The 26323-nt window shown below is 32.2% G+C and carries 19 protein-coding genes; 3 read left to right on the forward strand and 16 right to left on the reverse strand.

Going from position 1 to position 26323, the window contains the following annotated elements:
* Window positions 1-48: 48 nt before the first annotated feature.
* On the reverse strand, window positions 49-1191 hold the full coding sequence (locus IPJ23_03695; protein MBK7629801.1) for a M48 family metallopeptidase: 1143 nt from the start codon (window positions 1189-1191) through the stop codon (window positions 49-51).
* Window positions 1192-1301: 110 nt separating this feature from the next.
* Between IPJ23_03695 and IPJ23_03700 the strand changes: the two genes are divergently transcribed.
* Window positions 1302-2042, forward strand: coding sequence for an outer membrane beta-barrel protein (locus IPJ23_03700; GenBank protein ID MBK7629802.1), 741 nt, complete (start codon window positions 1302-1304; stop codon window positions 2040-2042).
* A gap of 80 nt (window positions 2043-2122) precedes the next feature.
* Here the strand turns inward: IPJ23_03700 and IPJ23_03705 are convergent, their stop codons facing one another.
* The 12 genes from IPJ23_03705 to IPJ23_03760 form a co-directional block, all read right to left on the reverse strand.
* Window positions 2123-2866, reverse strand: a complete 744-nt coding sequence (locus tag IPJ23_03705) for a TerC family protein (GenBank protein MBK7629803.1) — start codon at window positions 2864-2866, stop codon at window positions 2123-2125.
* 203 nt (window positions 2867-3069) lie between these two features.
* Window positions 3070-3402 carry a hypothetical protein gene (locus IPJ23_03710; protein MBK7629804.1) on the reverse strand — a complete coding sequence of 111 codons (333 nt, stop codon included), beginning with the start codon at window positions 3400-3402 and terminating at the stop codon, window positions 3070-3072.
* A gap of 83 nt (window positions 3403-3485) precedes the next feature.
* Window positions 3486-4247: a tetratricopeptide repeat protein gene (locus IPJ23_03715; GenBank protein ID MBK7629805.1), complete on the reverse strand. Its 762-nt coding sequence runs from the start codon at window positions 4245-4247 to the stop codon at window positions 3486-3488.
* Window positions 4244-6043: a protein BatD gene (locus tag IPJ23_03720; GenBank protein MBK7629806.1), complete on the reverse strand. Its 1800-nt coding sequence runs from the start codon at window positions 6041-6043 to the stop codon at window positions 4244-4246. Before IPJ23_03720 ends, IPJ23_03715 begins: the two co-directional genes overlap by 4 nt.
* Window positions 6043-6801 carry a tetratricopeptide repeat protein gene (locus IPJ23_03725; GenBank protein ID MBK7629807.1) on the reverse strand — a complete coding sequence of 253 codons (759 nt, stop codon included), beginning with the start codon at window positions 6799-6801 and terminating at the stop codon, window positions 6043-6045. The genes IPJ23_03720 and IPJ23_03725 overlap by 1 nt, the downstream gene beginning before the upstream one ends.
* The gene (locus tag IPJ23_03730; GenBank protein ID MBK7629808.1) at window positions 6798-7847 is read right to left on the reverse strand and encodes a VWA domain-containing protein; all 1050 of its coding nucleotides are present in this window, start codon (window positions 7845-7847) and stop codon (window positions 6798-6800) included. The genes IPJ23_03725 and IPJ23_03730 overlap by 4 nt, the downstream gene beginning before the upstream one ends.
* Window positions 7847-8842, reverse strand: coding sequence for a VWA domain-containing protein (locus IPJ23_03735; GenBank protein ID MBK7629809.1), 996 nt, complete (start codon window positions 8840-8842; stop codon window positions 7847-7849). The genes IPJ23_03730 and IPJ23_03735 overlap by 1 nt, the downstream gene beginning before the upstream one ends.
* The gene (locus IPJ23_03740) at window positions 8835-9791 is read right to left on the reverse strand and encodes a hypothetical protein (protein ID MBK7629810.1); all 957 of its coding nucleotides are present in this window, start codon (window positions 9789-9791) and stop codon (window positions 8835-8837) included. The genes IPJ23_03735 and IPJ23_03740 overlap by 8 nt, the downstream gene beginning before the upstream one ends.
* Window positions 9785-10660 carry a DUF58 domain-containing protein gene (locus IPJ23_03745; GenBank protein MBK7629811.1) on the reverse strand — a complete coding sequence of 292 codons (876 nt, stop codon included), beginning with the start codon at window positions 10658-10660 and terminating at the stop codon, window positions 9785-9787. Before IPJ23_03745 ends, IPJ23_03740 begins: the two co-directional genes overlap by 7 nt.
* A 2-nt stretch (window positions 10661-10662) precedes the next feature.
* Window positions 10663-11586: a MoxR family ATPase gene (locus IPJ23_03750; GenBank protein ID MBK7629812.1), complete on the reverse strand. Its 924-nt coding sequence runs from the start codon at window positions 11584-11586 to the stop codon at window positions 10663-10665.
* Window positions 11587-11811: 225 nt separating this feature from the next.
* The gene (locus IPJ23_03755; protein MBK7629813.1) at window positions 11812-12240 is read right to left on the reverse strand and encodes a T9SS type A sorting domain-containing protein; all 429 of its coding nucleotides are present in this window, start codon (window positions 12238-12240) and stop codon (window positions 11812-11814) included.
* A 1898-nt stretch (window positions 12241-14138) separates the two neighbouring features.
* A complete protein-coding gene (locus IPJ23_03760) occupies window positions 14139-16028 on the reverse strand; it encodes a T9SS type A sorting domain-containing protein (protein ID MBK7629814.1) in 1890 nt (629 codons plus the stop codon).
* A 325-nt stretch (window positions 16029-16353) separates the two neighbouring features.
* On the opposite strand from IPJ23_03760, the gene IPJ23_03765 reads away from it, so the two are divergent.
* Entirely contained in the window at window positions 16354-17988 is a 1635-nt protein-coding gene (locus IPJ23_03765; GenBank protein MBK7629815.1) for a PQQ-binding-like beta-propeller repeat protein, read from the forward strand.
* Window positions 17989-17994: 6 nt separating this feature from the next.
* Window positions 17995-18639 carry an HAD-IA family hydrolase gene (locus IPJ23_03770; GenBank protein MBK7629816.1) on the forward strand — a complete coding sequence of 215 codons (645 nt, stop codon included), beginning with the start codon at window positions 17995-17997 and terminating at the stop codon, window positions 18637-18639.
* 45 nt (window positions 18640-18684) lie between these two features.
* On the opposite strand, the gene IPJ23_03775 is transcribed toward IPJ23_03770, so the two are convergent.
* The 3 genes from IPJ23_03775 to IPJ23_03785 all read right to left on the reverse strand — a co-directional run bounded on the left by IPJ23_03775 (window position 18685) and on the right by IPJ23_03785 (window position 26266).
* On the reverse strand, window positions 18685-20028 hold the full coding sequence (locus tag IPJ23_03775) for a hypothetical protein (protein ID MBK7629817.1): 1344 nt from the start codon (window positions 20026-20028) through the stop codon (window positions 18685-18687).
* Between the two features lie 65 nt (window positions 20029-20093).
* The gene (locus IPJ23_03780) at window positions 20094-20771 is read right to left on the reverse strand and encodes a T9SS type A sorting domain-containing protein (GenBank protein ID MBK7629818.1); all 678 of its coding nucleotides are present in this window, start codon (window positions 20769-20771) and stop codon (window positions 20094-20096) included.
* A gap of 5 nt (window positions 20772-20776) precedes the next feature.
* Window positions 20777-26266 (reverse strand): T9SS type A sorting domain-containing protein, encoded by a 5490-nt coding sequence (locus IPJ23_03785; GenBank protein ID MBK7629819.1) that lies wholly within the window; start codon window positions 26264-26266, stop codon window positions 20777-20779.
* Window positions 26267-26323: the final 57 nt, after the last annotated feature.

The raw sequence follows: 26323 nt of genomic DNA on the forward strand, positions 1-26323 counted from the left end.
AACAGATAAAGGTATGGATTCCAATCAAAAATATTTTAAGATATGTAATCAAATTAACACGTCCACTAATTCTTTATTATTAACCTCAACAATACCATTTTCGTTAGCAAAATTTTTAATTGCGTTAGTTCTGTTTTTGATTGATGGATGTGAATAAAAAAACCACTCAATAAATGGATGTGGTTCTCTATCACCGAGATTCTGATCGGTTAATTTATTCAATGTGCTAATAAAGCTATTGGGTTTGAGTGTAAATTCAATCGCATACCTATCTGCTTCATACTCATATTTTCTAGAAAGGATGTTTCCAATTGGAGATTGGATTAAGCCAATAATCACTGCCCACAAACTAAGCAATGGTAGTGCTGCAATTTGAGTGATGCTTTCAAAATCAAACCAGTTTAAAGAATTTTTATATAGAATTGAAATAACAAAAAAAGTTAGAAAGCTTGAAACAGTTCCGAATAAAATATTTTTTACAATGTGCTTATGTTTATAATGACCGAGCTCGTGTGCTATAACAGTTTCGATTTCATCTTTAGAATAATTATTAATCAATGTATCACCCAAAATAATCCTTTTGGTTTTTCCCAATCCTGTAAATGCTGCATTTGCCTTCTTAGTATTCTTACTCATATCAAATGTAAAAACATTTTCAATTTTTATCCCTGCACCCTTTGCAAGATTACTAATTCTTGTCTTCAATTCTTCATCATTTAATGGAAGAATTTTATAAAAGATTGGAAGAATGATAATTGGAAATATTTGAGATAGTACTACAGATATTAAAAACATCACAGATGCAAACACCAACCACCACAAATCACCAAATTGATTTATCACAAAGAAGAAAAGTAAAAGAATCGGAACGCCAATTACAAATCCCACTAACATTGATTTAACATTTTCTATAAAGTATTTATAAAAAGTCTGGTTGGATAATTTGTATTTGTGTTCAAGGTAAAATCCGGTGTAAATATTAATCGGCATAAAAAATACAGAGTTAAAAATTCCCAGGGCAAAAACAAAAAGCAAAAACACTAAATAGGAGTTTGAGGCAAACGTTTGGATATAGTTTTGAAGTAAACTGCTATAATCTAAGGCGATAAAAAGACAAAGTAATATAAAACTAATCACAGTTTTCGCAATACCTATTGCGAGCTTGGTATTATTGTATTTTTTGGAATCCATACATTTAAAAATAGTAACTGAATTTCTTGCAATCAATTTAATATTTTCTATTAGATATAATAAATATTTTTCCTAAGTTTATGTAGTAAACAAAACAAAGAGAGGATAAAATGAAAAATTTTCATTTATTAATTTATACTTCGTTGCTTTTTGTGTTTCTTTTTGCATTGCAAACTAATGCTCAAATTACGCTTCAAGTTGGAGGCGGTTTAGGTTACTCTGTGCCAACAGGTGATTACGGTGGATCTGTATCCGATTTCTATAATGGGACTAAGTACGGGATGAAATCAGGCATAAATTTTCACGGCAAAGCACGAGTTGGGATCCTATTCCTTAATGCTTTTGGTGAAGTAGGCTACACAACTTTTAGTGGTGATGGAGATGCCATATCAGGTGGTGGAACTATAAAAAATTCACAAAAAATTGTTTCTATGAAAGTTGGACCGGAATTTCCAATTAGCATTCCTCTTTCTCCAATTACTCCTTACTTACAAGGATTTGTATCGTTAAATACTTTTTCTGGAGATGTCGAGTTTACTGGTGTAAGTGGTGTCCCAAGCGGTAAAAAGGATTTAACAAGTGCAACAAGAGTTGGACTAGGCGGTGGTATTGGAGTTATGTTTAGTTTAGGTGGATTAAAATTGGATGCAAACATACAATATCATCTGTTAAATTTTGCAGGCAAAGAATACAAAATTGAAAATGTAACTTCTCACACTCTTTTAGATAATTACACAAGTCTTAACGATGATAAAGATGCTTTAGCCGGAACAACTATGGATCACTTTATTTCAAATTCACGTGGTATTAGTGCAATGGAATTTAAATTAACCGTGTTGTTTGGGTTGTAGTTCTTTATAGAAATTAACTAAAAACCCAATTCCACTTTGGAATTGGGTTTTTAGTTTTAAATAATTTGGTAAATTACTTTTTACTCACCCGGAATTTCTTTTCTTAATTTTATAGGCTCAGTTTTCTTTTTACGCATCTTTAAGTTTAGAACTTCAACAAAAACGCTAAACGCCATTGCAAAGTAAATATATCCTTTTGGTACGTGCTGGTGTAAACCTTCTACGATCAATGAAAAACCAATCAAAAGCAGAAAACTTAAAGCAAGAATTTTTATAGTTGGATGATTTTCTACAAAATCACTAATCGCACCTGAGAAAAACATCATAAAAATTACTGCAATTATTACAGCAATAATCATCACCACAAGATCATTCGCCATTCCAATCGCAGTTATAACAGAATCAAGTGAAAACACAATATCAAGTAAAAGTATTTGAATTATTACACCCCAAAACGAAACTTTAGTTTTTATATCGTGATGCTCTTCTTCGCCTTCTAACTTTGAATGAATTTCTAATGTGCTTTTTGCTAACAGGAACAAACCTCCAAGAATCAGAATTAAATCTCTACCAGAAATTCCTAATTCAAAAACGGTGAAGAATGGTTCAGTTAATTTTACGATCAATGAAATTGAAAAAAGTAAAAGTATTCTTGTTATCATCGCTAGAGAAAGTCCAACTAGTCTTCCTTTTTTTTGCTCTGCTTTAGGAAGTTTGCCGGAAAGAATTGAAATGAATATTATATTATCTATTCCAAGTACAATTTCTAGAACGGTTAAGGTTAATAATGCAATCAGTGCTTGTGGATCGGTAATCCATTCCATTTATATTTTTTCCTGTATTAAAATTTATTGAGCAAAGTTAGAAAGTGATTATATGAAAATGAAATTTTTATACTGTTAAAATAGATTACAAACAGATTCCCGCTTTCGCTGGAATGACACTACAAAAAGGAGGCAGCCTCCTTAAAAAATAAAAAAGCCCTTCCAAAAAGAAGGGCTTAAATACTAAAAATGAAAAAATAAAATTATTGTTTCTTTATTTCCTTCTTTACTTCTTTTTCAATTTTCGTTTCTTTTTTCATATCACAGCAAGAAGAATTTTCGCCGCATTTTTCTTTTTTATCCATTTTGGTTTTTGTAACAACGATTTCTTTATTAACAGTTTCTTTTCCATTTGATAATGCTGTTGTAGTAGTATTTTCAACTTTATCGCCAGATTTCATTGTCATTTTATCTTGCGAACATTTGTCTACTTTAGTTGTTTCTCCTTTTTCTTTGGAGCAGCAATCTTTTGATTGAGCATTGACTGAAAAAGCAAAAACGGTTGCTACAGCTAGAATTACAAGAAGATTTTTCATAATTACCTTTCTTTTTTTATTATTTTATTCCTAGAAAGCTAAAGAAAACACAATAATTTACAAATGCTAATAGTTAGATTTTGCTAAATTTTTCTAAAATATTCTTCCAGAATCCAACCAACTTTTCCATCTGCAAGCCTTATTTTGGCCCAATTATCAACTCTATCTTCTAATCTTACCTTCAATCCTTCGTGAATGATGAATTCATCTTTTGAGGAATTATCTGGTGCAGATTTTACAGTTACAACCGTAGAAATAATTATTCCGTCTTTAATATTGAACTCCTTATTCAGTTTAACCATTAACAGGATTATTATAAGAATTAATAAAACAGACATCCCAACTCCACTAAAAAAAGAGGCTCTTTGTTGTGTAGTGGAATTTGAAAAGAAATAAGCAACGACACAAAGAAGTAGTAGTATAAAAATTGTGTAAACAAAAATAGTCCAGCCATTAATAGTGAATGAAGCAAGCAAACCTTCCCATACATTAAAAATAAAAAATGGAGGCAGCGTATCTACTTTATCTTTTATATTCAGTTTAACAAGTGTAAGATTATGTTTTACATCTTCATCACTTGGTGAAAGTTTTAATGCTTTTTCATAGTACAAAATTGCGTATCCAACTTTACCTAAACGATAATGTGCATTACCAAGATTGTAATAAAGCGAAGTTCCTTCATAACCTTGTTTTATAAGTTTATTATACTCATCAATAGCAAGTTGATATTGATTGTTTTTATAAAGCTCATTCCCTTTCTGCATAACAGATTTAATATCTGCTTTTATAACTGATAAAGAAATGAAAATTAGTAACAATATTATTTTAAAGATATATTTTTTCATTTTGCAATTGATCTCTCAATATCAATAACCACAGCAGAAAATGAGTTGTACATTTCAGTCATTGCTTGTGAAGGATTTGTTCCTGGTGCAAACCGAATAAACTCACATTTTTGAGCATTAGTTTTCATCTTATCAACAAGATCAGTAGAAATATTTCTTTTTGTTAATTCATCAGCAGCTTTATCCAGAGTAAATTCTGATTTGGGAATACGAAATTTATCTTCAAGATATCCGAACAATGCCTGTGATATTTCGGAATAAAAAAGTTCAACATTATTCTGATCAAGAAGTTTTTTAGCTGATTTAAATCTCTTGCGTGCAACTTTTTCTGCTTTAGAATACCGCAACAATTGTTGATTTCCGGAAAGTTTATCTTGTTTCCTTTTCCATCCAATCAAAAGAAGGGCAGCAAACAATGGAGTTATTGATGCAATCCAAAACCCAGGTTTAAACAAAATTATATCACTTTGTTTTCCAATATCATCATAATTTGTTTTAATAAAACGAATATCATTTTCGAGCTGATTAATATTTTGTTGATTTGCAAAATCATTTGCCCCGTTTTGGCCTTGCTCAATAATTACACTAAATGATTTTGATTTTATGATGTGATACGTTTTTGATTCGGAATCAAAATATGAAAACTCAATAGCCGGAATCTCGCGGCTTCCAGCAATTCGTGGAATTAAAAGATACTCAGCGTTTTTGGTACCGTTAATTTTTCCGTTTCTATTTATCTGCTCATCAACTTTTGGATCATACTTTTCAAAACCATTTGGTAATTCAAACGGAGGTAATTCTAAAAGCTTAATATTTCCCGAGCCAGAAAAATTAAATTTTAAAGTGATTGGTTCGTTGGTTTTGGTTCTAGCTTTATCAATAGAGGCATCAAAATCAAACTTGCCAACAGCACCTCTAAAAGAGGCTGGTTTGTTATTTTCTGGTAACGGGATTACATCAACTTTAAGCGTGTTGGATTTTGCCTGGTACTCAACAATCTCAGAGCGCCCAAATGGATCGCCAAAGAAATCATCCCAAACATTATTTGGGTTTTTCTTCTTCTGAACCTGAATTGGTATTGTAAGTTCAAAAGGTGTAACTTCTAACTTACCTGTTTGGCTTGGAAATAAAGCTGCTCGTTTTAATAACCCAACGCTATACTGCTGTCCATCAATAACTTCTCTGTTGAAAGAAATATTGCGTGCAGTTTCAAGTTCCTCAGCCCAAAATCCTTGGTATTGAGGTAGCTTATCTACTGACATTTGTGCTGCAATATTTAATCGTGTGTAAAGTTTATAAGTGACTGTAACCTGTTCGCCCAAATAAACTTTATTTTTATCTATAGATGCACGGATGAATAAATTTTTTGCGATCTCTTCGTTTGATACTTGGCTATTGGAATCATCTTTGGGTTTTTGTGAACCTTTTACTATTGTAATTTTTATAGGCTCTGTTGTGATTGATTTATCTTCATATTGAATTGATGCACTGGCAATTGTAAAAGCGCCTGTAGTGTTAGGCATTAGGATGTATGACAAAGTTAGTGATGATGAAGATACACCATTAATAATCTGCATGCTGGTAGATTGATTTGGACCGGAAAGAACCCTAAAATCTTTTAAAGATGGCGGATTGAAATTTTTTAATGCATTAAGATTTTTCCCTTCAAATGTAAAGCGTAATTCAAAACGATCATTTTCTGCAACTTTATTGTTATCAACAGTTGCAATGAATGATTGCGCTTGAACAAACGGAATAAATAATAAAAACATTCCAACTAAAAAGGATTTTACCATTACCAGTCTTTATCCGTTTTTTTAACTTTGCCAGATTTTTTTCTTAATAACTTCTGTAAATCTTTTTCATTGTTTTTTAAAGCATCAAGAATACGCTGAGCTTCCTCTTTTGATATTTTTACATCTTTAGGCTGCTGAGGCTGTTTAGTGTTATCCTGCTTTGATTCTTGATCTTTAGGCTGTGGATTCTGCTGCTGATCCTGTTTATTTTGATCTTTGTTTTGCTGATCCTGATTTTGATTCTGCTGATTCTTTTGATCATCTTTTTTCTGATCATTTTTATTATTCTTATCGTTTTTATCCTTGTCTTTGTCCTTATTCTTAAGCATTTCAAGAGCATATGATAAATTATACTTCGTGTCCTGATCATTCGGATTAAATTTTAGAGCGTTTTTATAAGCTTCAATACTTTGTTCAAGTTTATTTGATTTTAAAAGTGAGTTACCAATGTTGTGAAAAATCTTTGCCTTGCTTTCATCGTCTTTAGCGCCTTCAAAAGCATTAGAGAAAGATTTTATTGCATCATCATATTTCTCTTGTTTGTAATAGGATGTCCCTAAATTAAAATTGGCATCAAAATTTTTCGGTGAACTTTCAACAACTTTTCTAAAATCAACTTCTGAATCAGCATATTTTTTTTCTTCGTACTTATCAACTCCATCATTTAAAATACTTCGGTTAGATTGTGAAAATCCATTTGAGTATAAAAACAAAAACGATAGTAAAAGTAAAATGTTTTTTAAGTTATGTTTATTCATTTTCCTTCTGATTCAATTCCTAATTTTTTATTCAACCTTGTAAAGAAAGGTGAACGTTTATCAGTTATAAAGATTTCAATTAGCAGCAACAATATTGCCGGTATTAAAAAGTAATAAAAACGATCTTCGTAATCAGTAACTTTTTTTACACCATATTCAGATTGTTCCAGTTTAGAAAGATCATTATAAATTTTATCAAGATAATCTTCATAATTATTTCCTTGATAATATTCCCCATTTCCATCTTTAGCTATTTTCTTTAAAATAGTTTCATCAAGCTTTGTTAAAACGGTTTGCCCACTGTTATCCTGCTTAAATCCAACTGAATTACCTCTATTATCATAAACTGGAATCGGAACACCATTTGGAGAGCCTAAACCAATTGTATAAATCTTTATATCCTTATCCGTTGCATCTTCAACAGATTTATCTATATCGCCTTCGTGATCTTCCCCATCAGTTATAACGATAATTGCTTTATCTGTGTTTGCAGAATCAAATGATTGAACGGCCATAGTTATTGCAGATGCAATCGCTGTTCCAGGCTGTGGGACTGAGTTAAAATCAACGGCAGAAAGAAATAAATTTGCAGCAGAGTAATCTGTAGTTAATGGAAATTGTATGTACGCTTCACCGGAAAAAATAATCAATCCAATTCTATCGCCACGTAATTTTTGTATAAGATTTGAAATCTGATACTTTGCTTTTTCCAATCTGTTGGGTTTGATATCTTCAGCCTGCATGCTTCTTGATACATCAAGCAAAATGTAAACATCAATTCCGGTTTGCTTAACTTCCTGCATCTTAGTTCCAACTTGTGGATTTGCAAACGCAAGAATAAGTAAGGCTAATGATGTTAGAATTAACCCAAATTTTATTTTCGATTTTATTCCACTAAAAGAATACATAATAGATTTCTGCAAATCTATTTCAGCAAATTTCTCAAGCAGCCTTTTCCTGTTCCTGTTAAATAGGATGTAAAGAACAATTAATACTGGAATCAACCAAAGTGCATTTAAATATTCCGAATTAGCAAATTTAAACATTATGGCAGTTTCCTTAATATTGTTTTGGAAGCTATCAATTCTAGCAACAACAATACAACTCCTATTCCCAGCCATCCGGCAAAAAGTTCTTTTGCGTTCCGGTATGATGTAATTTCAATTTTTGTTTTTTCCATCTTGTCAATCTTATTATAGATATCTTCAAGTGCACGATTATTAGTAGCTCGGAAATATTCACCGCCAGTTTGTTCAGCAATTTTTTTTAATATTGCTTCATCAATTTCAACAGGAACCATTTGGTATCTGGTACCAAATGGAGTTTGAACAGGATAAGGTGCTTCACCACGCGTTCCAACACCAATTGTATAAATTCTTATTCCAAAAGTGGATGCAATTTCTGCTGCTGATATTGGGTCAACTTCACCAGCATTGTTTACTCCATCAGTTAAAAGAATTATCACTCGGCTTTCAGCATCGCTATCTTTTAATCTATTAATCCCATTTGCTATTCCATTCCCTATTGCAGTTCCATCTTCAATCATACCAGTTCTAATATCACCAAGGAGATTTCTAAGAACAGAATAATCAATCGTTAGCGGACACTGTGTAAAAGCCTCGCGAGAAAAAATAACTAAGCCAATCCTGTCTGTAGTTCTCGCGCTAACAAATTTATCAATCACGTTTTTTGCAGCAGACAAACGATTTGGTTTGAAGTCCTCAGCAAGCATACTGCCGGAAATATCCAGCACCATCGCAATATCAATTCCCTCTGCGTTAATGCTTTGTCCAGCAGAAAAATTTTGTGGACGTGCAAGTGCAATAATTAAAAATATTAATGCAAGCATTCTTAATGCAAATGGAAAGTGCCTTAATCTTTCCCTAAAAGTAGCGGGAATTTTTTCAAACATCTTTAAAGATGAATAACTAATTGCCGCTTGTTTCTTTCTTCCTTTCCAGATGTACCAGGCGATTAATAATGGAATAGATGATAGGAAATAAAGAACCCAAAGGTATGCAAATGAAATATCTTTAAACATTTGCAGCCTCTTTTAACTCAGGTTCAACTTCACTTTCTTTTTGAACCGACATTGTTCTGTGAATTATTTCGTTTGCTTGAGTCATCATTTCAAAGTTTACACTTTCAAGTGGTGTGAATTTTGCAAACTTCACCAAATCTGCATTATTAAAAAATTGTGCTGTAATATCTATTACTTTGATACCTTGCGGATGTTTACTTAAAAGTTTTAATGATTCTGTAGTTGTTCGTTCTAATGCAGGCAAGCTGAATTGTTTTTCAAAATATTCACGAATGATTTCTGTAATCTTTGAATGATAATCTTTTACAAATCCTTTTTGCCACAATTCTTCTTTTTCAAGTTGATCAAGTTTGCGAAGTGCTAACTGATGCGAGAGAAGTTTTTCCTCTTTCTTTTGAATCATTATTTCTTGTTTACGTTTTAAATATTTCTTGTAAACAAAATAATATACTAACACAGAAATAATCGTAAATGCAATCAAAATGTAGATTAGAAATGTGAAATCAAACGGTCTGATAGGCGGTTTAATATCCTTTATTTCCTCCTTAACATCTACATTAACACGATGAACATTGAATGTAATACTGTTCGATAAAATAAATTTTAAAGTGGTATCACCCTTTGTTCTGTATTCAATTTTTATAGGTGGAATCGTTACTTCCGCTGAATCGAAACGAGATAAGACGAAAAGGTATTTTACTGTTTTTCCATTTTCATTTTCTTCCACTATTGGATCAGAAACTCCAAGTACATCAGTATTCTTTAATGAATCTTTAAAAAATGGATTTATGATGTAAACATTTTTATCCATTTCTAAAGAAAGAGAGTATTTAATTTGATCACCAATCATGTAATCAGAAGTATCAGTAGAAGCAGTTGCACTGATCTGTTGAGCAAAAAGTCTGAAACTAATTGTAAAAAACAGAATTAAGAAAATATTTTTTACCATCTTTTCTCACGTCTTCTAAAAAATTGCACCAGAGGTTGGATGTAATTAGATCCTGTGGTTAATTCAATTCTGTCAAGCCGGCTTTTTACAAAAATAGAATTTCTCACTTTCTCACTTGCTTTGCGATCAGAAATCATTTGTGAACGAACTCTTTTACTGCTGGTATCGATCCATCGCTCAGCTCCGGTTTCAGAATCAACAAGTTTTACCAATCCAATGTTCGGAATTTCTTTTTCGCGTCTATCATCTAAAACAATTCCAATTAAATCATGTTTTCTTCCAACAATTCTTAAAATCTTTTCATAACCTTCATCCATAAAATCAGATATTAAAAATGCAATTGATTTTTTCTTGATTGCATTATTCATGTATTCTAATGCGCCTTTAAGATTAGTAGCCTTACCTTCCGGTTCAAAGGATAGAACTTCACGAATAATTCTTAAAACGTGTTTCTTCCCTTTTCTAGGTGGCACAAATTTTTCAATTTTATCAGTAAATAAAATAAGTCCAACTTTATCGTTATTCTTTAAAGCAGAAAATGCAAGTATTGCACTTAACTCAGCAGCAATTCTTTGTTTGGTTTTGGAAATTGATCCGAACATTAATGAACCACTTAAATCAACCATAAGCATTACAGTTAGCTCTCGTTCCTCTTCAAATACTTTAATGTATGGATGTCCGAATCGTGCGGTTACATTCCAATCGATGTTTCTGATGTCATCACCAAATTGATATTCACGCACCTCAGAAAATTCCATTCCGCGTCCTTTAAAAACAGAATGATATTCACCTGAAAAAACCTGATTGACAAGTCCTTTAGTGCGTATTTCAATTTGTCTAACTTGTTTTAAAAGTTCTTTAGTAAGCATAATTATGGAACAACTACTTTGTTCAATATTTCTTGAATTACATTTTCACTTGTAATTTCTTCAGCTTCTGCTTCATAAGTAACAGCAACACGATGTCTTAAGACATCAAGACAAATAGCTCTTACATCTTCAGGAATTACATAACCTCTGCGTTTTATAAATGCCATTGCTTTAGCACCGATAGCAAGATTAATTGTAGCTCTTGGCGATGCTCCATAACTAATTAGTTCAGCAAGATTATTAATTCCAAACGCCTTGGGATTACGTGTAGCAAAAACTATATCAAGAATATATTTTTCAATTTTTTCATCAATATAAACTTCATTTAATAAGTGGCGTGCTTTTAATATTTGATCAGGAGAAACAACTGGATTTATTTTAGTTTCTACCAAACTCATGTTCTGCCTCATTATCGCAAGTTCTTCGGCTCTTTCAGGATAAGTGATAACAACCTTTAGCATAAACCTATCTACCTGTGCTTCTGGTAAAGGATAAGTTCCTTCTTGCTCAATTGGGTTTTGGGTCGCAAGAACTAAAAACGGTTCTTCAAGTTTAAAGGTTGACTCACCAATAGTAATTTGTCGTTCTTGCATTGCTTCTAACAAAGCGCTTTGTACTTTTGCGGGTGCACGGTTAATTTCATCAGCAAGAATAAAGTTTGAAAAGATTGGGCCTTTACGAATAAGAAAATTTCCATCTTTCTGATTATATATTTGTGTACCAATCAAATCGGCGGGAAGTAAATCCGGTGTAAATTGGATTCTTTGAAACTTTGCTGTCATTGCGGCAGCTAAGGTTTTAATGGCAAGAGTTTTTGCAAGTCCCGGAACGCCTTCAAGTAAAACGTGTCCGTTGCCAAGTAATCCAATTACCAATCTTTCAACCATTACTTTTTGGCCAACAATAACTTTACCGATTTCACTCATCAGTAAATCAATAAAAGCACTCTCGTTTTTTATTTTTTCATTTAATGCAACAATATCCAAAGCAGAACCTCTTTATTTAATAAAAAAAATCTTTGAATTTAATTTCGATTAGACGCTGCCAAACTTATAAATGTTGCATTTTTCATGCAAGAATTTTTAGATGGATTAAAACAAAAAGGACGGCTATCACACCGTCCTTTTAATTAAATGATTAACAAGTTTAAGTTACTTCAAAAGAATCATTTTTCTTGTTTGAACTAAATTATTCGACTGAAGTTTATATAAATAAACACCTGAAGAAAGGCTGGAAGCATCAAACTGAATTTCATAACGACCTGCAGGTTTTTCTTCATAAAGTAATGATGCGACTTCATTTCCAAGTATATCATAAATCTTTAATGTAGTAAAAGATTTTTCTGAAATAGAAAAACTGATTTTTGTTGTTGGATTAAATGGGTTAGGATAATTCTGATCCAAAACAAATTGTGTTGGTTGATTGGTTTCCTCATCAACACCAACAACAACATTTTCCGACAACCATCGAAGACTGCGAACAGCGATAGTATCACGAATTGCCAGCTCTGTGATTTGTTCTAGCCCGGTAGACATATATACAACGCGATAACCATCAGCTTTTGCTCTAACACCAGCCATATCGGGACCATTAAAATATGTTAAGAATCCGACTGCACTTGTATCTCTTGCAGAAATCTTATCTAGCGATCTTGGGTAAATATCGTTTGCAATAAATTGTAATCCATTGGAAATAATATCATTCGTTATCCCCTTTATCAAAAATAAAGTTGATGCATTAGCTACATAATTTGCGTGGAAATAGTTATGGTAAAAATCCTGAGCAAATTGGCTTTGACCGGATGTTTCGAAAATATCACTTCCAATATTCTGTCCGGTAATAAAAAGATTTCCACCACCATCTAAATAGTTTTGGAGTTTATTAACTTCTTCTTGATAAAATGCTAGACTGGAGTTACTTCCCTGCCAGACAACTATCTCAAAATTAGATAAGCTAACACTTGCTGGTTCCAATGCCGATCTTGAGACTGCGCCGTAGGTTCCCGTATAAATATTATCCAAAGAATTTGTAACATAAGATTCATATTGTCTATCGCCAGCATTTATTACAAGAATATTATTACCACTCGAAGTAACGCTATTCATTATAACTGTACCGGATAAACCAGGATTATTTTGAGAAGCAAACTCAACCAAAGTTTTACCAAATCCATCAACGCCTTGTGGATTTACTGTAACCTGAATTACAGCGGAATCACCTGGGGCGACCTCAACTGAGTCAGAAGTTCCAAAAGTTGATGTTCCATTAGTTGTTGTATATTCACCCGTCCAGCTTGCTGGTGCATCAAGTGAACAATTGATTGTGTATTTATCAGTCATAACTCCAATGTTTCTAATTACCGCATCAAAAACCGCTGGCGTAGAATTATCTGCAATTACATCTGGACTAAAAGAGTTAATCTGTGCAACAAAGTTTGGAATCAATTCAAACATTTCAGATTGATAAACTGCTTTTGTTGTTTCATTTTGGATAAAAGCCACAACACGTAAGCTATCCATATTAACTGATGCTAAAAATGCAGAGGTTGGAATGTATTGTAGAATTATTTCAACAGAATCACCAGGGGCCGGAACTACTAAAGTTGTTCCATTAGCGTCAGGCATCATTTTTCTTGATACACTTGAAAAGTGAGACTCACCATTTGTACCTGGAGGGGCAGGAAAAACAACAGTCTTTTCAGTTAATGCAACTCTAAGTTTTGTTGTACTAAAAGTAGTTACATCAGTTGGATCTCTTAAAATTTTAACTCCAATTTCAATTAGATTATCTGATAAAGCTCTTTGTGTCATAGTAATCTTAAATGGAGAAAACTGTGAGTTGCCTGTGTTAACATTATTTATAAAAGTTGTTTGAGAGGTCGCTGTGGTAACACCATTTACATCAATTGCGGGAACTGCATTAACACCATAATAATTTGTTCTTACTGTGTTATCAGGTTGATTTAAAATGTACATCGGATCTCCAGCACCAGGCCACCAAACATTATAAATTATCTGTGAAATAGTACCACTTTGCAACATTCCAGTAGTTGTTGCATTATACCATGCTGTGTTTAATGATGCACAGGGGGCACAAGAAGCATTTGTAAATCTTTCAACCAAAGATTTTTTATCATAACCGGAAAGATTTAAAGCAAATCCTAAAACCAGAATTAGTAGCAATGCTCTTTTCATAACTTATCTCCTTATAGTTTAAGGTTTAGATTTAATAAATATTTTTCTAATAGTTTAATTTTATTAAAGGATAGATCAAATTCCTCTCATCACATAAGAAAAATATGGATTCATCTTTAAATAAGAAAGGATTATTGATTATTTAATTATTGGAATCAACTTTATTGTTTATAAAACGATAGTTAGTATTGAATCATTTTTAACGAAATGGTAGGGATTGAATCATAAAAAAAAGGACGACAAACTTGCCGTCCTTTTAGTTTAGGAAAATATATTAATTGATTTTATTTAATTAAAATCATCTTTTTGGTTGCTGTAAAATTAGATGATGAAATTCTGTAAAAATAAACACCGCTGGATAATGCACTTGCATTAAAATCAACTTGATGATTACCTGCCGCAATTTCTCCATTTAATAATGTTGCAACTTCCTGCCCGATACTATTAAATATTTTTAGCGTAACATTAGCTTGTTCAGGAACGCTGAATCTAATAATTGTATTAGGATTGAATGGATTTGGAAAATTTTGAGCCAATTCGTATTTATCAACAGCTCCTGGTAAACTAGTTACATTTGTTACTAAATGTTCAGCATCAAAATAGATTCCTCTTGGACCATTTGCCCAGTAAGCAAAAGCAGTTTTAAGATTACCTCCATCTCTATATATAGTTGTAACAGCAGGATGAGTGCTTGTAATCCCTTCACTATTTTGTTTATATAGTGTAGTACCTAATCCAATTCCAGGGGCACCACGTCTTACGTTTATAGAGTCATTCGTAGTTCCATTTGTTCGTTCAGAGAACATTGCACAAAAATCCTCAGAACTTCCAGTAGAATCTGAAGTTACATACGTATAATTTGTATTCACACTTGGCGTAGCTCTATTATCTAATAATAAATCTGTACTCCAAGAATCGCCCGAATTTAATGAATAATGATATTTAGCCTCGCCATCTTTAGTACATGTAATCACCATTCTTTTATCAATACTTCTTGGGCTTTGTTTAATTGCTATCACAGGTTTTTTGTAATAGGTACCTGAAACATTTGTTAAAAAATTAGTTTTGAAAGTTGTACTTAAAGTCCATGGTGCAATTGTAATTCTTACTTGAGACTGGGTAGTAGAAGGGAATACTCTCTCTGACACAATATAAACAGAGTCTGAACCTGATGAGCTTGCTTTAAATTGTGCAACGGGATAATAATCGTTCCAAGTAGCAGCGTAAATATCAAGAGTAACACTTGAGTGAGTATCACCCCAATTTGTTGTCCTAAAGACTCTGTAAGAAATCGAAGTATCTGCATTATTACTATACTCACCAACAACACATCCAAAATAAGTAAGACTTCCATAATACTGACCGTCACTTACAGCTGATACATAATTAAATTCGCGTCCGGTTGTGGGAGTTTCAATTGATTTAAGTATATACTCTTGATTTGTCGCATTAGGTTTAAATTGAAAATATGCTAATGATGCTCCGTCATTGTTATCATTTGCGGCTAAAGTATAATAGATGATTACTCTAATAGAATCGTCTATTCCAGGACTTTTACCTTCTACAAGCATTGATAGAGTCTCAAAATGAGCACTTAGTGAAGGGTAATAAACCCCACCTTTGTTTGCCCAGGTAGCTCCGCCATTTGTAGATTTGTAAACGTTAATTCTTCTTTGTGTGGTTGTATTTATAATGGAAGCTAAATATAAATTACCATCATCACCCAACTTTACATCTAATGTTCTTGGGAATTGAAAACCTCCACCAGTATCAGAAGCTACCAAAACATCACCCGGTAACCAATCATATTCTGTTGGAAATAATTCTCCAATTATTGGTTCAGGCAAAGGAATTGAGTTTTGATTAGATTCAGAATTAATAATTTTCACTCCAGAACGATATTGAGAATTAATAATTTGATTAATTCTGTTTGCCTCATCAACATCGTTATTAAGACGAGCTTGTTCTAGTTGATTAAGAAGTTCCTGTGGAATTTCAATATCTGGTGTAACGGTTTTTGATGCTAGCCAGTTAGATTCCTCTTGTGTAATTCCGGAATTAGCAGTCACACCTGATTTGCTATCCTGACCGAAATCAGAATTTTGCGCAAACAAATTTATGTTGATTGTTGCAGAAAAAAGAAATAAGAAAAAAAACAGTGTGATTTTATTCATAATGCACCCTTAGGTTTGTGAAACAGATATTGTTATTTATTTTTGAGTATGCTTCTCAAAAAATCTTTGAGGCTTTTATTTTAAATCGAATAAGTTCTATCAAATAATAACTAAATTACACATGTAAACAAACAGTAATTGTCAATTATTAATGAATGTTAAAAATTTAAATAGTCTCTCTAAATTATATTTCGTTTTAATTTTTTATATACTCATTAGTGCAATATTTTTTCCAATATTATGCCAAAATAAAAATATTGCTATCGTTTCAAATCTTAACCTAAACGGAAAATTTAACCGAAATTTTTTAGATCAACTTACTTTAATGCAAAATAAAGAGGATGATATAAATGTCGCTTTAATTTTTGTTAATACCTCAGCAATAGGAACCGTTTATGAAAAGAGCCAAGTTGACTCAGTACTTGGAGGTTTAAAGATGCCTTATAAAATCATTACGAATGCTAACAATTTAAATAAGAGTGAAGATTTTATATTAAGTCAAGATAATAATCTTTTAATTGGAGTAAATTTATTTTCATCAAATAATTCAATCAGTCAAATTATTAAAATTGAATCACTAAATATGGTAGCTGAAGAACAAGATTTAATTAGTTCTGATAAAGTTTATCTTTTTACAAGTAATTCTTTGAGCAGCACTCAGAACAGTACTTATCTATTAAATCAATTTAAGAACAAATATGTTTTTTCATTTTATCCAACTGAAAATAAATTTTCTGCACAAACAAATCCACTAACGGAAGTAATTGAAATTGGGATTCCACCCTCAGTAACAAACGAAGAGATAAATTTCTATCTTATAAAAGAAGAAGCAGATACAATTACGATTTTTAAAAGAAGTGATAAAAGCGAATTATCAGAAAAATTATATTCTATTTTTTTACACGATTTAAAGAAATTAAATCTACTTATTGAAGAACAAACAATTAATTCCTCTCTCTCTAATACTTTTGAAATAGAATTTCAGTCATCAACAACTACACAAAATATAGTATCTGATAACAGAATTTATACAATACTTGATAATGGTTTGATCTATTTAAATGATTATAGAGGTAAAGAAAATTTTGTAACTGAAATTATTGGAAACATAAATTCTACACCTGCTCTTTATAAGGATTTAATTTTGGCGGCAACATTTGAAGGTGATCTTTATTCAATTAATTCAAACAACGGAGAGGTTTTACAGGTTGTTGGGATTGGAGAGAATATTACTTCTAATATTTCATTATCCGAACTTGAAATCCAAAACTCAAAAAAAATTGGTGGATTGCTGGGAACAATAGAAGGAAATATTTTTTGTTACGATGCTTTTACTTTTGAGCAACTTTGGAAAAACAACATTTCAAAATCACCAATTGTTTCTCAGCCGCTGGTGGTAAATGATAAGGTGATTTTTATAAATTCCAGTTCATCGCTCTATTGTGTTAACTTAAAATCGGGATCAATTAATTGGAAGTATGAATTTGCCGACAAACAAAATTTTCCGCAAAGTTGTTGGCCGCTAAGCGATGGAAAAAATGTTTTTGCTTTTACTCCGGATGGAAATCTTATGGCAATTGATTTGTTACTTGGCAAAAAAAACTGGTCGATTAATTTAAAAGGAAAGTTGAATCAATTTTATATCTCTTCTGATAAAGCAAAATTATTTTTGATAGATAATAAAGGGTTGCTGACAATCTTTTCTGCAAAGGATGGTAAAGAAATCGGAAAAATAGATTTTAAGAAATCTAATTTATTTTCATTTATCATTACTGAAATGCAGGATAGAACTCTTGTCGGATTCTCGGATGGCTCTTTATACTCTTTAAATTCAAAACTAACTGAGCAACAACTTATTTCATCAGATCAAATCCCAATAACCTCAATCAATGCAATCAATAATGATGAGTTTACGATAAAAAATATTTTCGGAAAGATTGCATTTTATAAAATCAAATAAGGAAAAATGAAATCAAGATTTAAAGGGATCATTTTTGATGTTGATGGAACATTAACATATACCAATCAACTTATTTTTAGTTCGTTCAATCACATCACAAAAAAATATCTTGGCAAAGCATATTCTGATGATGAGATAGTAGCATTATTCGGTCCAACTGAAGACGTGATACTTAAAGATATTTGTAAAGATGAATATGAAAACGCCCGTATAGATTATTATACTTACTACAAGGAAAATCATGATATAGCTCGATTGTATGATGGAATAAAAGAACTTTTGATAGATGTCCACAAATCAGACATTTTACTTTCTATCTTTACAGGAAAAGGAAGAACATCTGCATTAATAACTTTGGATGAGCTTGGGTTAACTGATTACTTTGATATGATTGTAAGCGGTGATGATGTAGAAAATCATAAACCTTCACCAGAAGGAATAATAATGTTTTTAAACAAACATAATTTTAATCCATTAGAAGTTTTAATGATTGGTGATGCTCCTTCAGATATAATTGCCGCTAAAGAATGTGGAGTTGAAATAGCATCTGTTGTTTGGGATAGTTATGCTGAAGATGAAGTGAGAAAATTAAACAGCCAAAATATTTTTCGCACAGTTGAAGAATTAAGAGATTATATTTTCAAAACGTAAAGAACGGTCTCCCAACCGTTCCTTAATTATTAGTCTAAAATATCCTTAAAATTTAAACGGATAAATAAACGAAACTCGTGGTTCAATTCTTTTCTGTGGTTCAAAAGAAATTATTTTATCATCGTTACCGCGTATTGGTGTATAAGTCCAGCTATAAAGAATTGAAACAAGTATGTATTCAACTGGTTTGTATCCTGCCTCAGTATACAGGTAAGATCTGTCATCAAGAGTAAAAATATCCTTTTCACTTTTAATATTTATTTTATCATATCCAGCACGAATTACAAATGGGGCACCTTCTGGTTCGATAGCTGCCCTTAAATTCAGTTCCCCGCTTTCAGATTCTTTATCAAGTCTTTGATAGCTTCCGTAAACATCAAACAAGTTTAAAACGCGAACTAATAGATCACCATAGAATCCATTTCTGTTTTCAGAAATACTATTAAGTAATTGTGCTTTGCTCGTAAAAGTTGCAGTTGCTGAATCGACTTTAAATCTTTCAACTTCATAAAAAGAATTAAAGTACGCTGGAATATATTTCCCATTGTTAAAACGTCTTTCCAGTTTAGCATTAATCGATAGTATGGAACTTAAATTAAAATCGAACATAACCCCGGTAGCGATTCCACTGCCAAAATCTACGATCTTAGAATAATCTGCATATAGAGTAATATCTGCAAAGCTGGAGTTAAGCAATGGCAATCCTAAATCAAATCCTAAAATGCTAATAGCTCCTTTATCTTTGGATGCATTAAACTCTTTAAGGTTTTTATTATAGGTACCTTCCAAGATACCTGCATCAGAATTAAAATCTGAAACATAAGAAACACCAACTTCAAGATTACCAATGATTGGAATATCGCCGGCTGGTGTAAATTGTAATGGACGAACATATCCTCTTAAACCAAATACTCCTGCTGGTGAAAAAGATCCCATTATTGACTCGACACCAAATTTTCCAAAATCTATATCAGCAACTAAACCAATCCTTCTGTTATCATAGGTTGGACTGTTATTATAATGCTGCATTATACTACCATGTCCAAGAGTGTAATAATCCAAAGCACCAACCTTTATAAATACAGGATCGTTCTTTAACCCATATCTTATATAACGAATAATACTTAGATAATCGGAAGTTTCATTAAAATTTTCTGTTCTCAACTTTCCCTCGGAATCAAAATCAAGATTCAAATCTAACCCCACTCCAATATCCGAAAAAGAAATTTCGGGTCTAAAACTTACACGATAATAAGGTTTACCATCAATCCAATTTAGTCCAAGCCCGCCATTAATAACACCCTCATCAGGTCGTGGATATTTATCCCATTGCGCAAATGATTGGGAAGATATAAATGTAAGAAAGATTAATAAATAAATCGATTTCATATTCTTCTCTATTATTTTGATTGGTAAAATTTTACTTTACTATCACGAGTTTTTGTGTAATAATATTATTTTAAAAGTAATATTTTTTTTATGAACGAATAGTTTTTAGAGTTGAATTTAACAAGATATGTTCCAGAAGAAAAATCATCCATTTGTAGTTTATATGAATATGTTCCTGGATAAAGTTCACCACTAAAAAGCAATTTAATTTTTTGACCATTAACATTATACAATTCTAACATAATGTAGGAAATTTGAGAAATATTAAATTGAAAGTTAGTTATAGAGTTAAAGGGATTTGGATAGTTTTGAGATAATTCAAAATCGGCTGGAATCGAAGAATTTTCGAGTTTAACACTTGAAATAAAGTTCACCGAGACAGTATCCGAGTAATCAAATGTTCCGTTGAAATCAATTTGTTTTAATCTATAATAAACTATTCCGGATCTCTCGACAAGAGAATCTACAAAAGTATAATCTTTTGGAGAATTACTATTACCGTTACCATCAACAAATCCTATTGCCTCGAAGCTCAAACCGTTTTGCGCTCTTTGTATTTCAAAACCGTAATTGCTTACTTCAGTGGCAGTACCAAACTTTAGCAGAATTGAATCTTCATAGACTTCAGCAAAAAAGTACACAAGTTCTACAGGTAATGTAATGTCGCCTTTGCATTTTGCATTTAATGGTAATAGTAATCCCAACAGAGCAACTATCAAATATTTTGAAAATAGAATTTTCATTAGTGCTATTTTACTTTTGATAGCTTCTGGGTAACCTGGGAAGTCCCATCAGAATTCTTGATAATTATTTTATATAAATAAGTCCCATTTGCAATTATATCGCCGTCTTGATCCCTGCCGTTCCAGGAAATTTTATTAAAACCTACATTCAAATCAGCAAAAGTTTTTTTTATTTCTTTAATTTTTCGTCCTGCAATTGTATAGATAGAAATTTTTAATTCTTCTGGAAGAGTTGTTAAAGTAAAAGTAAAATAAGTATCATCACTGAATGGATTTGGATAATTATACGGATTCAATATTTTGAACTCTCCTGATACCACAAACACCTTTTCAAATCCGGGATTTGAGCTAATAAGACCATTGACATCCTTTCCAAAAACTCGTAACGAATGTTCACCATCCACTAAAGAAGTGCTAAACTTGTGTAAAGCAATTCTATTTACAGTATCATATTCAATATTAAAATCAGAATAGCTGATTAAATTATTATCAAGATATATTTGGATCGCAGTGGTATCATCTATCGGAAACCAGAGTGGATAATTAAGCTTAATCAGAATCTCAGGACTTGATGAAATATAATCTCCATCAACAATATCAATTCCGTCAAAAGTTGCAGAAACACTCGTTTCATCCACAGAAGTTATAGTTGTATCTTTTATAACAAAAAAGGATTTGTCAAAAAGGTTATTATCTTTATATATTTCAACAACTCGATCTAAATAATCAATTTTTATTCTGAATTTCATATCACCATATCCATCAGTAATATTAGATGTATATATTCTGGACAGAGATAGCTTTTGCGTAGGATTCAAATTGTTTACAAGAGTATCAAGGAGAAGAATAACATTCTTATCTGATTTCACAAGTTCAAGACTGATATTAAATGAATCAGCGGGAGAATAACCAACATTATAAATATCAAAATTAATTGTAATATCTCCACCCTGATAAACAGAATCTTTATCCAGACTTACGACCTGATAATTGATTGCTAATTCAGCTGGCAAATTATAATTAACTCCAATCGATGAAATTGACGGCGATTCTTTAAACTGATTTGCAAATAATTCGGCTTGCAGCTTAATTTTTGGGTAAATATTCGGATCTATAAATTGAATAGATGAACTGTCATTGCTAAAAGTAAGAACATCTAAAGTGTCAATCTGGTTATTGTCCCTTATTCCTAATGGTAAAATATTTAATATGGCTCCATCAGGAATTGAGTCATTTAAAAATACATTCAGCCACCCAGCGCTATTTCCTATCTGTGGAAAAGTGATAGAACCTTCATCATACACAACAAGCTTGGAAGTATCTACAATTGCGGCTCCCTGAAAAAGTTTCTTATAAGATTCAGGTACGCTTCCAACAGGCGCGCCTTTTTTGCCTAATAAACACCATGATTCACGATAACGGACACTGTCAATGTACAAGCTGCCTAATGTTTCAATTGCTCGTCTGACAGGAGTACCACCGCCAAAGCCCAGTACAGTCTGCGCAGCATCATCAGAAATTGCTAGCGCTATCAATTTACCCAGTGGTAGTAAATTAACGTAATTAATTAGAGAATCTGCATTTTGAGTAATTGTATTTGGGGCGGCAAAATATTTAATATTACCTGGTTCAAGCGTAATTGAATCAATTTCTGCTGTGGCAATACCCCAAAAGAATGTGTTTGGCAGATATTCCAAAGTATTAAAAATCATTGAGGCAAATTTACCATCATTAGAACCAGCGGATGTTATAGTAAGGTAGTTAGTATTACGACTTAATTTCCAAGATGATTCAGAGCTGTCGAATACAACATGAGTTGTATTTAAATCATTTGCATTAAAATCCTTATCAATGAACCAACTAAAATTCCTATCATTGTTTTTAAATGAATAAGTGGATGACCAATCAGCTTGCGGAGAATTTAACCTTGCTCTATACCAGTATCTTTGATTCAAAGTCAAACTGCTCAAGGATATCTTTGAGAACAACTGACTAAATGGATATTGTGTTTCATTTGCATTGCTAAATTCCTGATTATCTGCCAGCGAAAAAATAAAATCTTCCGGGCCTCCCTCAATTTTATATGCAGGATTAAGAAAACGGAGAGAATCACGCATGGTAGAATAAAAATATTCAGTTTCAACAGGTCTGATTGAAGATGAATAAACCTGGAATGAATAATCTATATTATTATCATCTTCATAAATTTCATCAACTAAATTTTCAGGATCGAGGATTATGGATAACCTATGCAATCCAACTAATCTTTCAGTGTTAACATAAAATTCCAGATTATCCGAATAGGACGGGCATGGTATTGTATAATTGTGAACGAATAAAATTGAGTCAGAATAAAAATGGGTTATACTTATTTTAACCGAATCGGTAATCACTTTGCCCCAATTCATAATCTTCAAATCCACCAATACAGAATCTACCAAATCAGATATACTGCTGGGTGTAATTGAAACAGCATTTTGATTGATTATAAAATTAGGTTTTTGAGGCACTGCAAATTTTAGTATAGGATCTGTAAAGAGAACATTACAGTAACTAAAGACTCTGTTAACCGTATTATAACCATACAAATTAAATTGGTCAATTTTTGCCAATACGTGTGCCTTGCTGATGGTAAAGACAGAATCAATCAATATCCGTTTATAAAATAAACCTGGAAAGCGTAATGAAGTTGAAAAGAAACCCAAACTCGAATTTCCGAGATACCCGATTGCCTGTCCATAAGAAGATTGAGCCACAAACAACTCACCAAACGCATCTACATCCGGCTCAGCAAATTTACCGGTTGAACAACCGAAATCTGAAATAAGTGGATATCGATCAGGGAATGCATTTTGAATATATTCAACTTCTGTAACTCCATTGTCCCATGTTCTTGTTCCGCTATGTCCTATATAGGAAATAAAAATACCGCTGCTGTCAACTGCATTATTATATTCCTGTAAAGTGTAAGGACCAAAATTAGTAGGTGGATTAATTGTTTTATAAAAATGAATACTTTTCCCAGCTACGGGATTGGGTTTGATCAAATTATTATTCAAAGAATCGTTGGCTGCTTTTATCTGTGCAAGCTCGGATGGTTTTGTTGGATCACCTCCGCTATAAAATGTGTAACGTTTGTTCCAGTCATCAGATCTTCGTGTTAAATAAATTGAATGCTTATTAAGGTATGATAATACTTCAACATTGGTATTTGCCGGAAATCTTCCAACATACATCTGCGGAATGTCAAGATTTGTGGAATCCCATGTCGTATACCAGATATCGCTGACTGGATAACCGTAAGAAGGAACAAGGTTTTTCTTTCTTGGTGACGGCGCAGGGCTCCAAATATCTTTATAATCATAGTTTGCATCACCTATCAAATTCAGATAAGATGGTGCTGGAGCGGTCCAGTTCTGATTAGCATAGTATAAAAATCCTTTTATGCTCTCTGCCCAATTTTGTCCGAATGCAAACTCATCATAAATATCATCAATATAAATCAATTGAGTGCGTAAGTTATAATTATCAAAGATAAATTGCCTGTATTGTTCTGCTGAATTCATTAATAATTTATTTGAAACAATTATGTAATCAGCACCTCGAGAAACATCTCTCAAGTTCACAAAGGTTTTAGAATATTTAAATGTCGGTGAGAGAATATAATCTGATTTTGTTATTATGAATTTATCACCACCTTTAACGGAATCTGAAAAAACAAGATTTCCACCAGAATAATTAAATTCAGTAATTTTTTTCGGATTAGAAGAAATTTTATAAAGAATAATCAGTGAATCCGAAGCAAGAAGATTCGTTATTCTGATATTTCTCAGGTCATAAGAAACAGAATCAGGTATATAAAATATCAGAGAATCATTCTGTGATTTTAATTCACGGTAATAGTTAATATCAACCCAGTCTATTAACGAACGATGAAAAGTTCCGTCAGATGGCAATCCAAAAACCCTGTATGTGTTGTTGCCCGTTATAAGTTGAGATGAATTAAAGAATGTAGTAAAGTTCACCGTCTGACGGTAATCAAAGGTAATAGTATCCTGTGGTATTGTTGAATTTAGACTTGACCCATGCTTGTGGGCGTTGGTTATTGCATCGCCTGCATTACTAATAAGTCGAGTAGTAATTTTAACTGGAGTATTTGGTATAAAATCAGATGCATTAAAAATAAAAGATTGACTTCCAGTGTTTCCAATTGTTAGCCAGGTAAAAACTTTATGTTCCTGCCAAAAAGGAAGTTGAGTTCTCGGATCCTCGGCATCATAGTACCATAGTCTGACATCTTTTTCAAAGTGTTGAGTTGAATAATAACTTTTTAAAGTATCTGCAGTTATAATCTGGGGGCTCGGAATATTAATGATCCGTAATCCATCTTCGCCGCCAAAAGTTAACCAAACCATCGATGTATCAGAGTATCTATCCATATAATTAATATAATCCTGACCAGTGTTTACAATATTTTTATAATCGGATGGACCATAATTTTTCTCGCACCAAAATTCAATATAATCGTTTTCATCAAATGATAAATCGTCTTCGCCTTTTATATAAAGTGGAAGCTGCTCACCTTTTCGGAATATTTTGATTGATTTTGGGTTGAGAGATGAGGGCGAAATACCATAGCTAAATAAGTCGTAGTAAGTTATTCGATAAATCCCATCCCTAACAACACCCAATTTGTAGTGAATTTTAGAATAATCAATCCACGAGTCTGTGGAATTCTGAATTGAGGTAGGTTTATCTTTACTCCTGAAATTTAGTGATGAATTAAAATTAATTATTATATCTGCCAGACCTTTATCAAAATCTCCAAGCTGACTACTGATAACATTAAATGGTTTAATATTATTAAAACTAATCTCGATTTCTGCAGATTCAAGTATAGTTACAGATTTGCTTTTCCAATAAAACTGAACTGGGTTGATTTTTATTATTGCACAATAAAAATCTCTAATCCATACATAATCAAGAATTTCAATCTGCTTCGATGGAAAAGCATCTGAGATTAAATATAAATCTGATATTCCGCTTTCTCTGTATCCAACTAATGAATCTTTATCCAGATAAACTACTGGATTAAAGTTAAGTGTCACATTAGAAATTGAAGTTTCTTTTTTCTCTTTTAGATTTACCATAACAGTAGCATTGGGTGGAATAGCTACAATAATAGTTTTTGAAGGCAAAATCGGTTTTCCCGGCGAACTTTCATCTAACCCGGCACTATAGTCAATTACTCGTTTTCCATTTGCATTTTTGATTAGACCAGATTGATTTGTTTGCAACAAAACTGATAGCGAGGATTGATCTTGCTTAGTAACATTAACAAGAATATCCTGAGAGAACAAAGATGAACTGAAGATTAGCATAAAAAAAATAAATGCTAACGAAAATTTAGTAAACATTGTACTGGATATTTTATCCAAGCTTAATTTGGACAGTTGTTGACTTGTCCCAAATTTCAGCGCTGTGATTTGTTTCATATCAATTTATTTTTGATAATTTAGTACCCTAATGATAATAAAAATACCTGATTATTG

This window comes from Ignavibacteriales bacterium, assembly GCA_016709765.1.
In the GTDB taxonomy this organism is placed as follows: domain Bacteria; phylum Bacteroidota; class Ignavibacteria; order Ignavibacteriales; family Ignavibacteriaceae; genus IGN3.

Coding starts and splice junctions, on each gene's coding strand:
- IPJ23_03700 (MBK7629802.1), top strand. CDS start 1,302: ATGAAAAATTTTCATTTATTAATTTATACTTCGTTGCTTTTTGTGTTT.
- IPJ23_03730 (MBK7629808.1), bottom strand. CDS start 7,847: ATGTTTAAATTTGCTAATTCGGAATATTTAAATGCACTTTGGTTGATT.
- IPJ23_03770 (MBK7629816.1), top strand. CDS start 17,995: ATGAAATCAAGATTTAAAGGGATCATTTTTGATGTTGATGGAACATTA.
- IPJ23_03715 (MBK7629805.1), bottom strand. CDS start 4,247: ATGAAAAAATATATCTTTAAAATAATATTGTTACTAATTTTCATTTCT.
- IPJ23_03785 (MBK7629819.1), bottom strand. CDS start 26,266: ATGAAACAAATCACAGCGCTGAAATTTGGGACAAGTCAACAACTGTCC.
- IPJ23_03745 (MBK7629811.1), bottom strand. CDS start 10,660: ATGCTTACTAAAGAACTTTTAAAACAAGTTAGACAAATTGAAATACGC.
- IPJ23_03740 (MBK7629810.1), bottom strand. CDS start 9,791: ATGGTAAAAAATATTTTCTTAATTCTGTTTTTTACAATTAGTTTCAGA.
- IPJ23_03710 (MBK7629804.1), bottom strand. CDS start 3,402: ATGAAAAATCTTCTTGTAATTCTAGCTGTAGCAACCGTTTTTGCTTTT.
- IPJ23_03780 (MBK7629818.1), bottom strand. CDS start 20,771: ATGAAAATTCTATTTTCAAAATATTTGATAGTTGCTCTGTTGGGATTA.
- IPJ23_03760 (MBK7629814.1), bottom strand. CDS start 16,028: ATGAATAAAATCACACTGTTTTTTTTCTTATTTCTTTTTTCTGCAACA.
- IPJ23_03695 (MBK7629801.1), bottom strand. CDS start 1,191: ATGGATTCCAAAAAATACAATAATACCAAGCTCGCAATAGGTATTGCG.
- IPJ23_03775 (MBK7629817.1), bottom strand. CDS start 20,028: ATGAAATCGATTTATTTATTAATCTTTCTTACATTTATATCTTCCCAA.
- IPJ23_03750 (MBK7629812.1), bottom strand. CDS start 11,586: ATGAGTGAAATCGGTAAAGTTATTGTTGGCCAAAAAGTAATGGTTGAA.
- IPJ23_03705 (MBK7629803.1), bottom strand. CDS start 2,866: ATGGAATGGATTACCGATCCACAAGCACTGATTGCATTATTAACCTTA.
- IPJ23_03765 (MBK7629815.1), top strand. CDS start 16,354: ATGCAAAATAAAGAGGATGATATAAATGTCGCTTTAATTTTTGTTAAT.
- IPJ23_03725 (MBK7629807.1), bottom strand. CDS start 6,801: ATGAATAAACATAACTTAAAAAACATTTTACTTTTACTATCGTTTTTG.
- IPJ23_03735 (MBK7629809.1), bottom strand. CDS start 8,842: ATGTTTAAAGATATTTCATTTGCATACCTTTGGGTTCTTTATTTCCTA.
- IPJ23_03720 (MBK7629806.1), bottom strand. CDS start 6,043: ATGGTAAAATCCTTTTTAGTTGGAATGTTTTTATTATTTATTCCGTTT.
- IPJ23_03755 (MBK7629813.1), bottom strand. CDS start 12,240: ATGGCTGGTGTTAGAGCAAAAGCTGATGGTTATCGCGTTGTATATATG.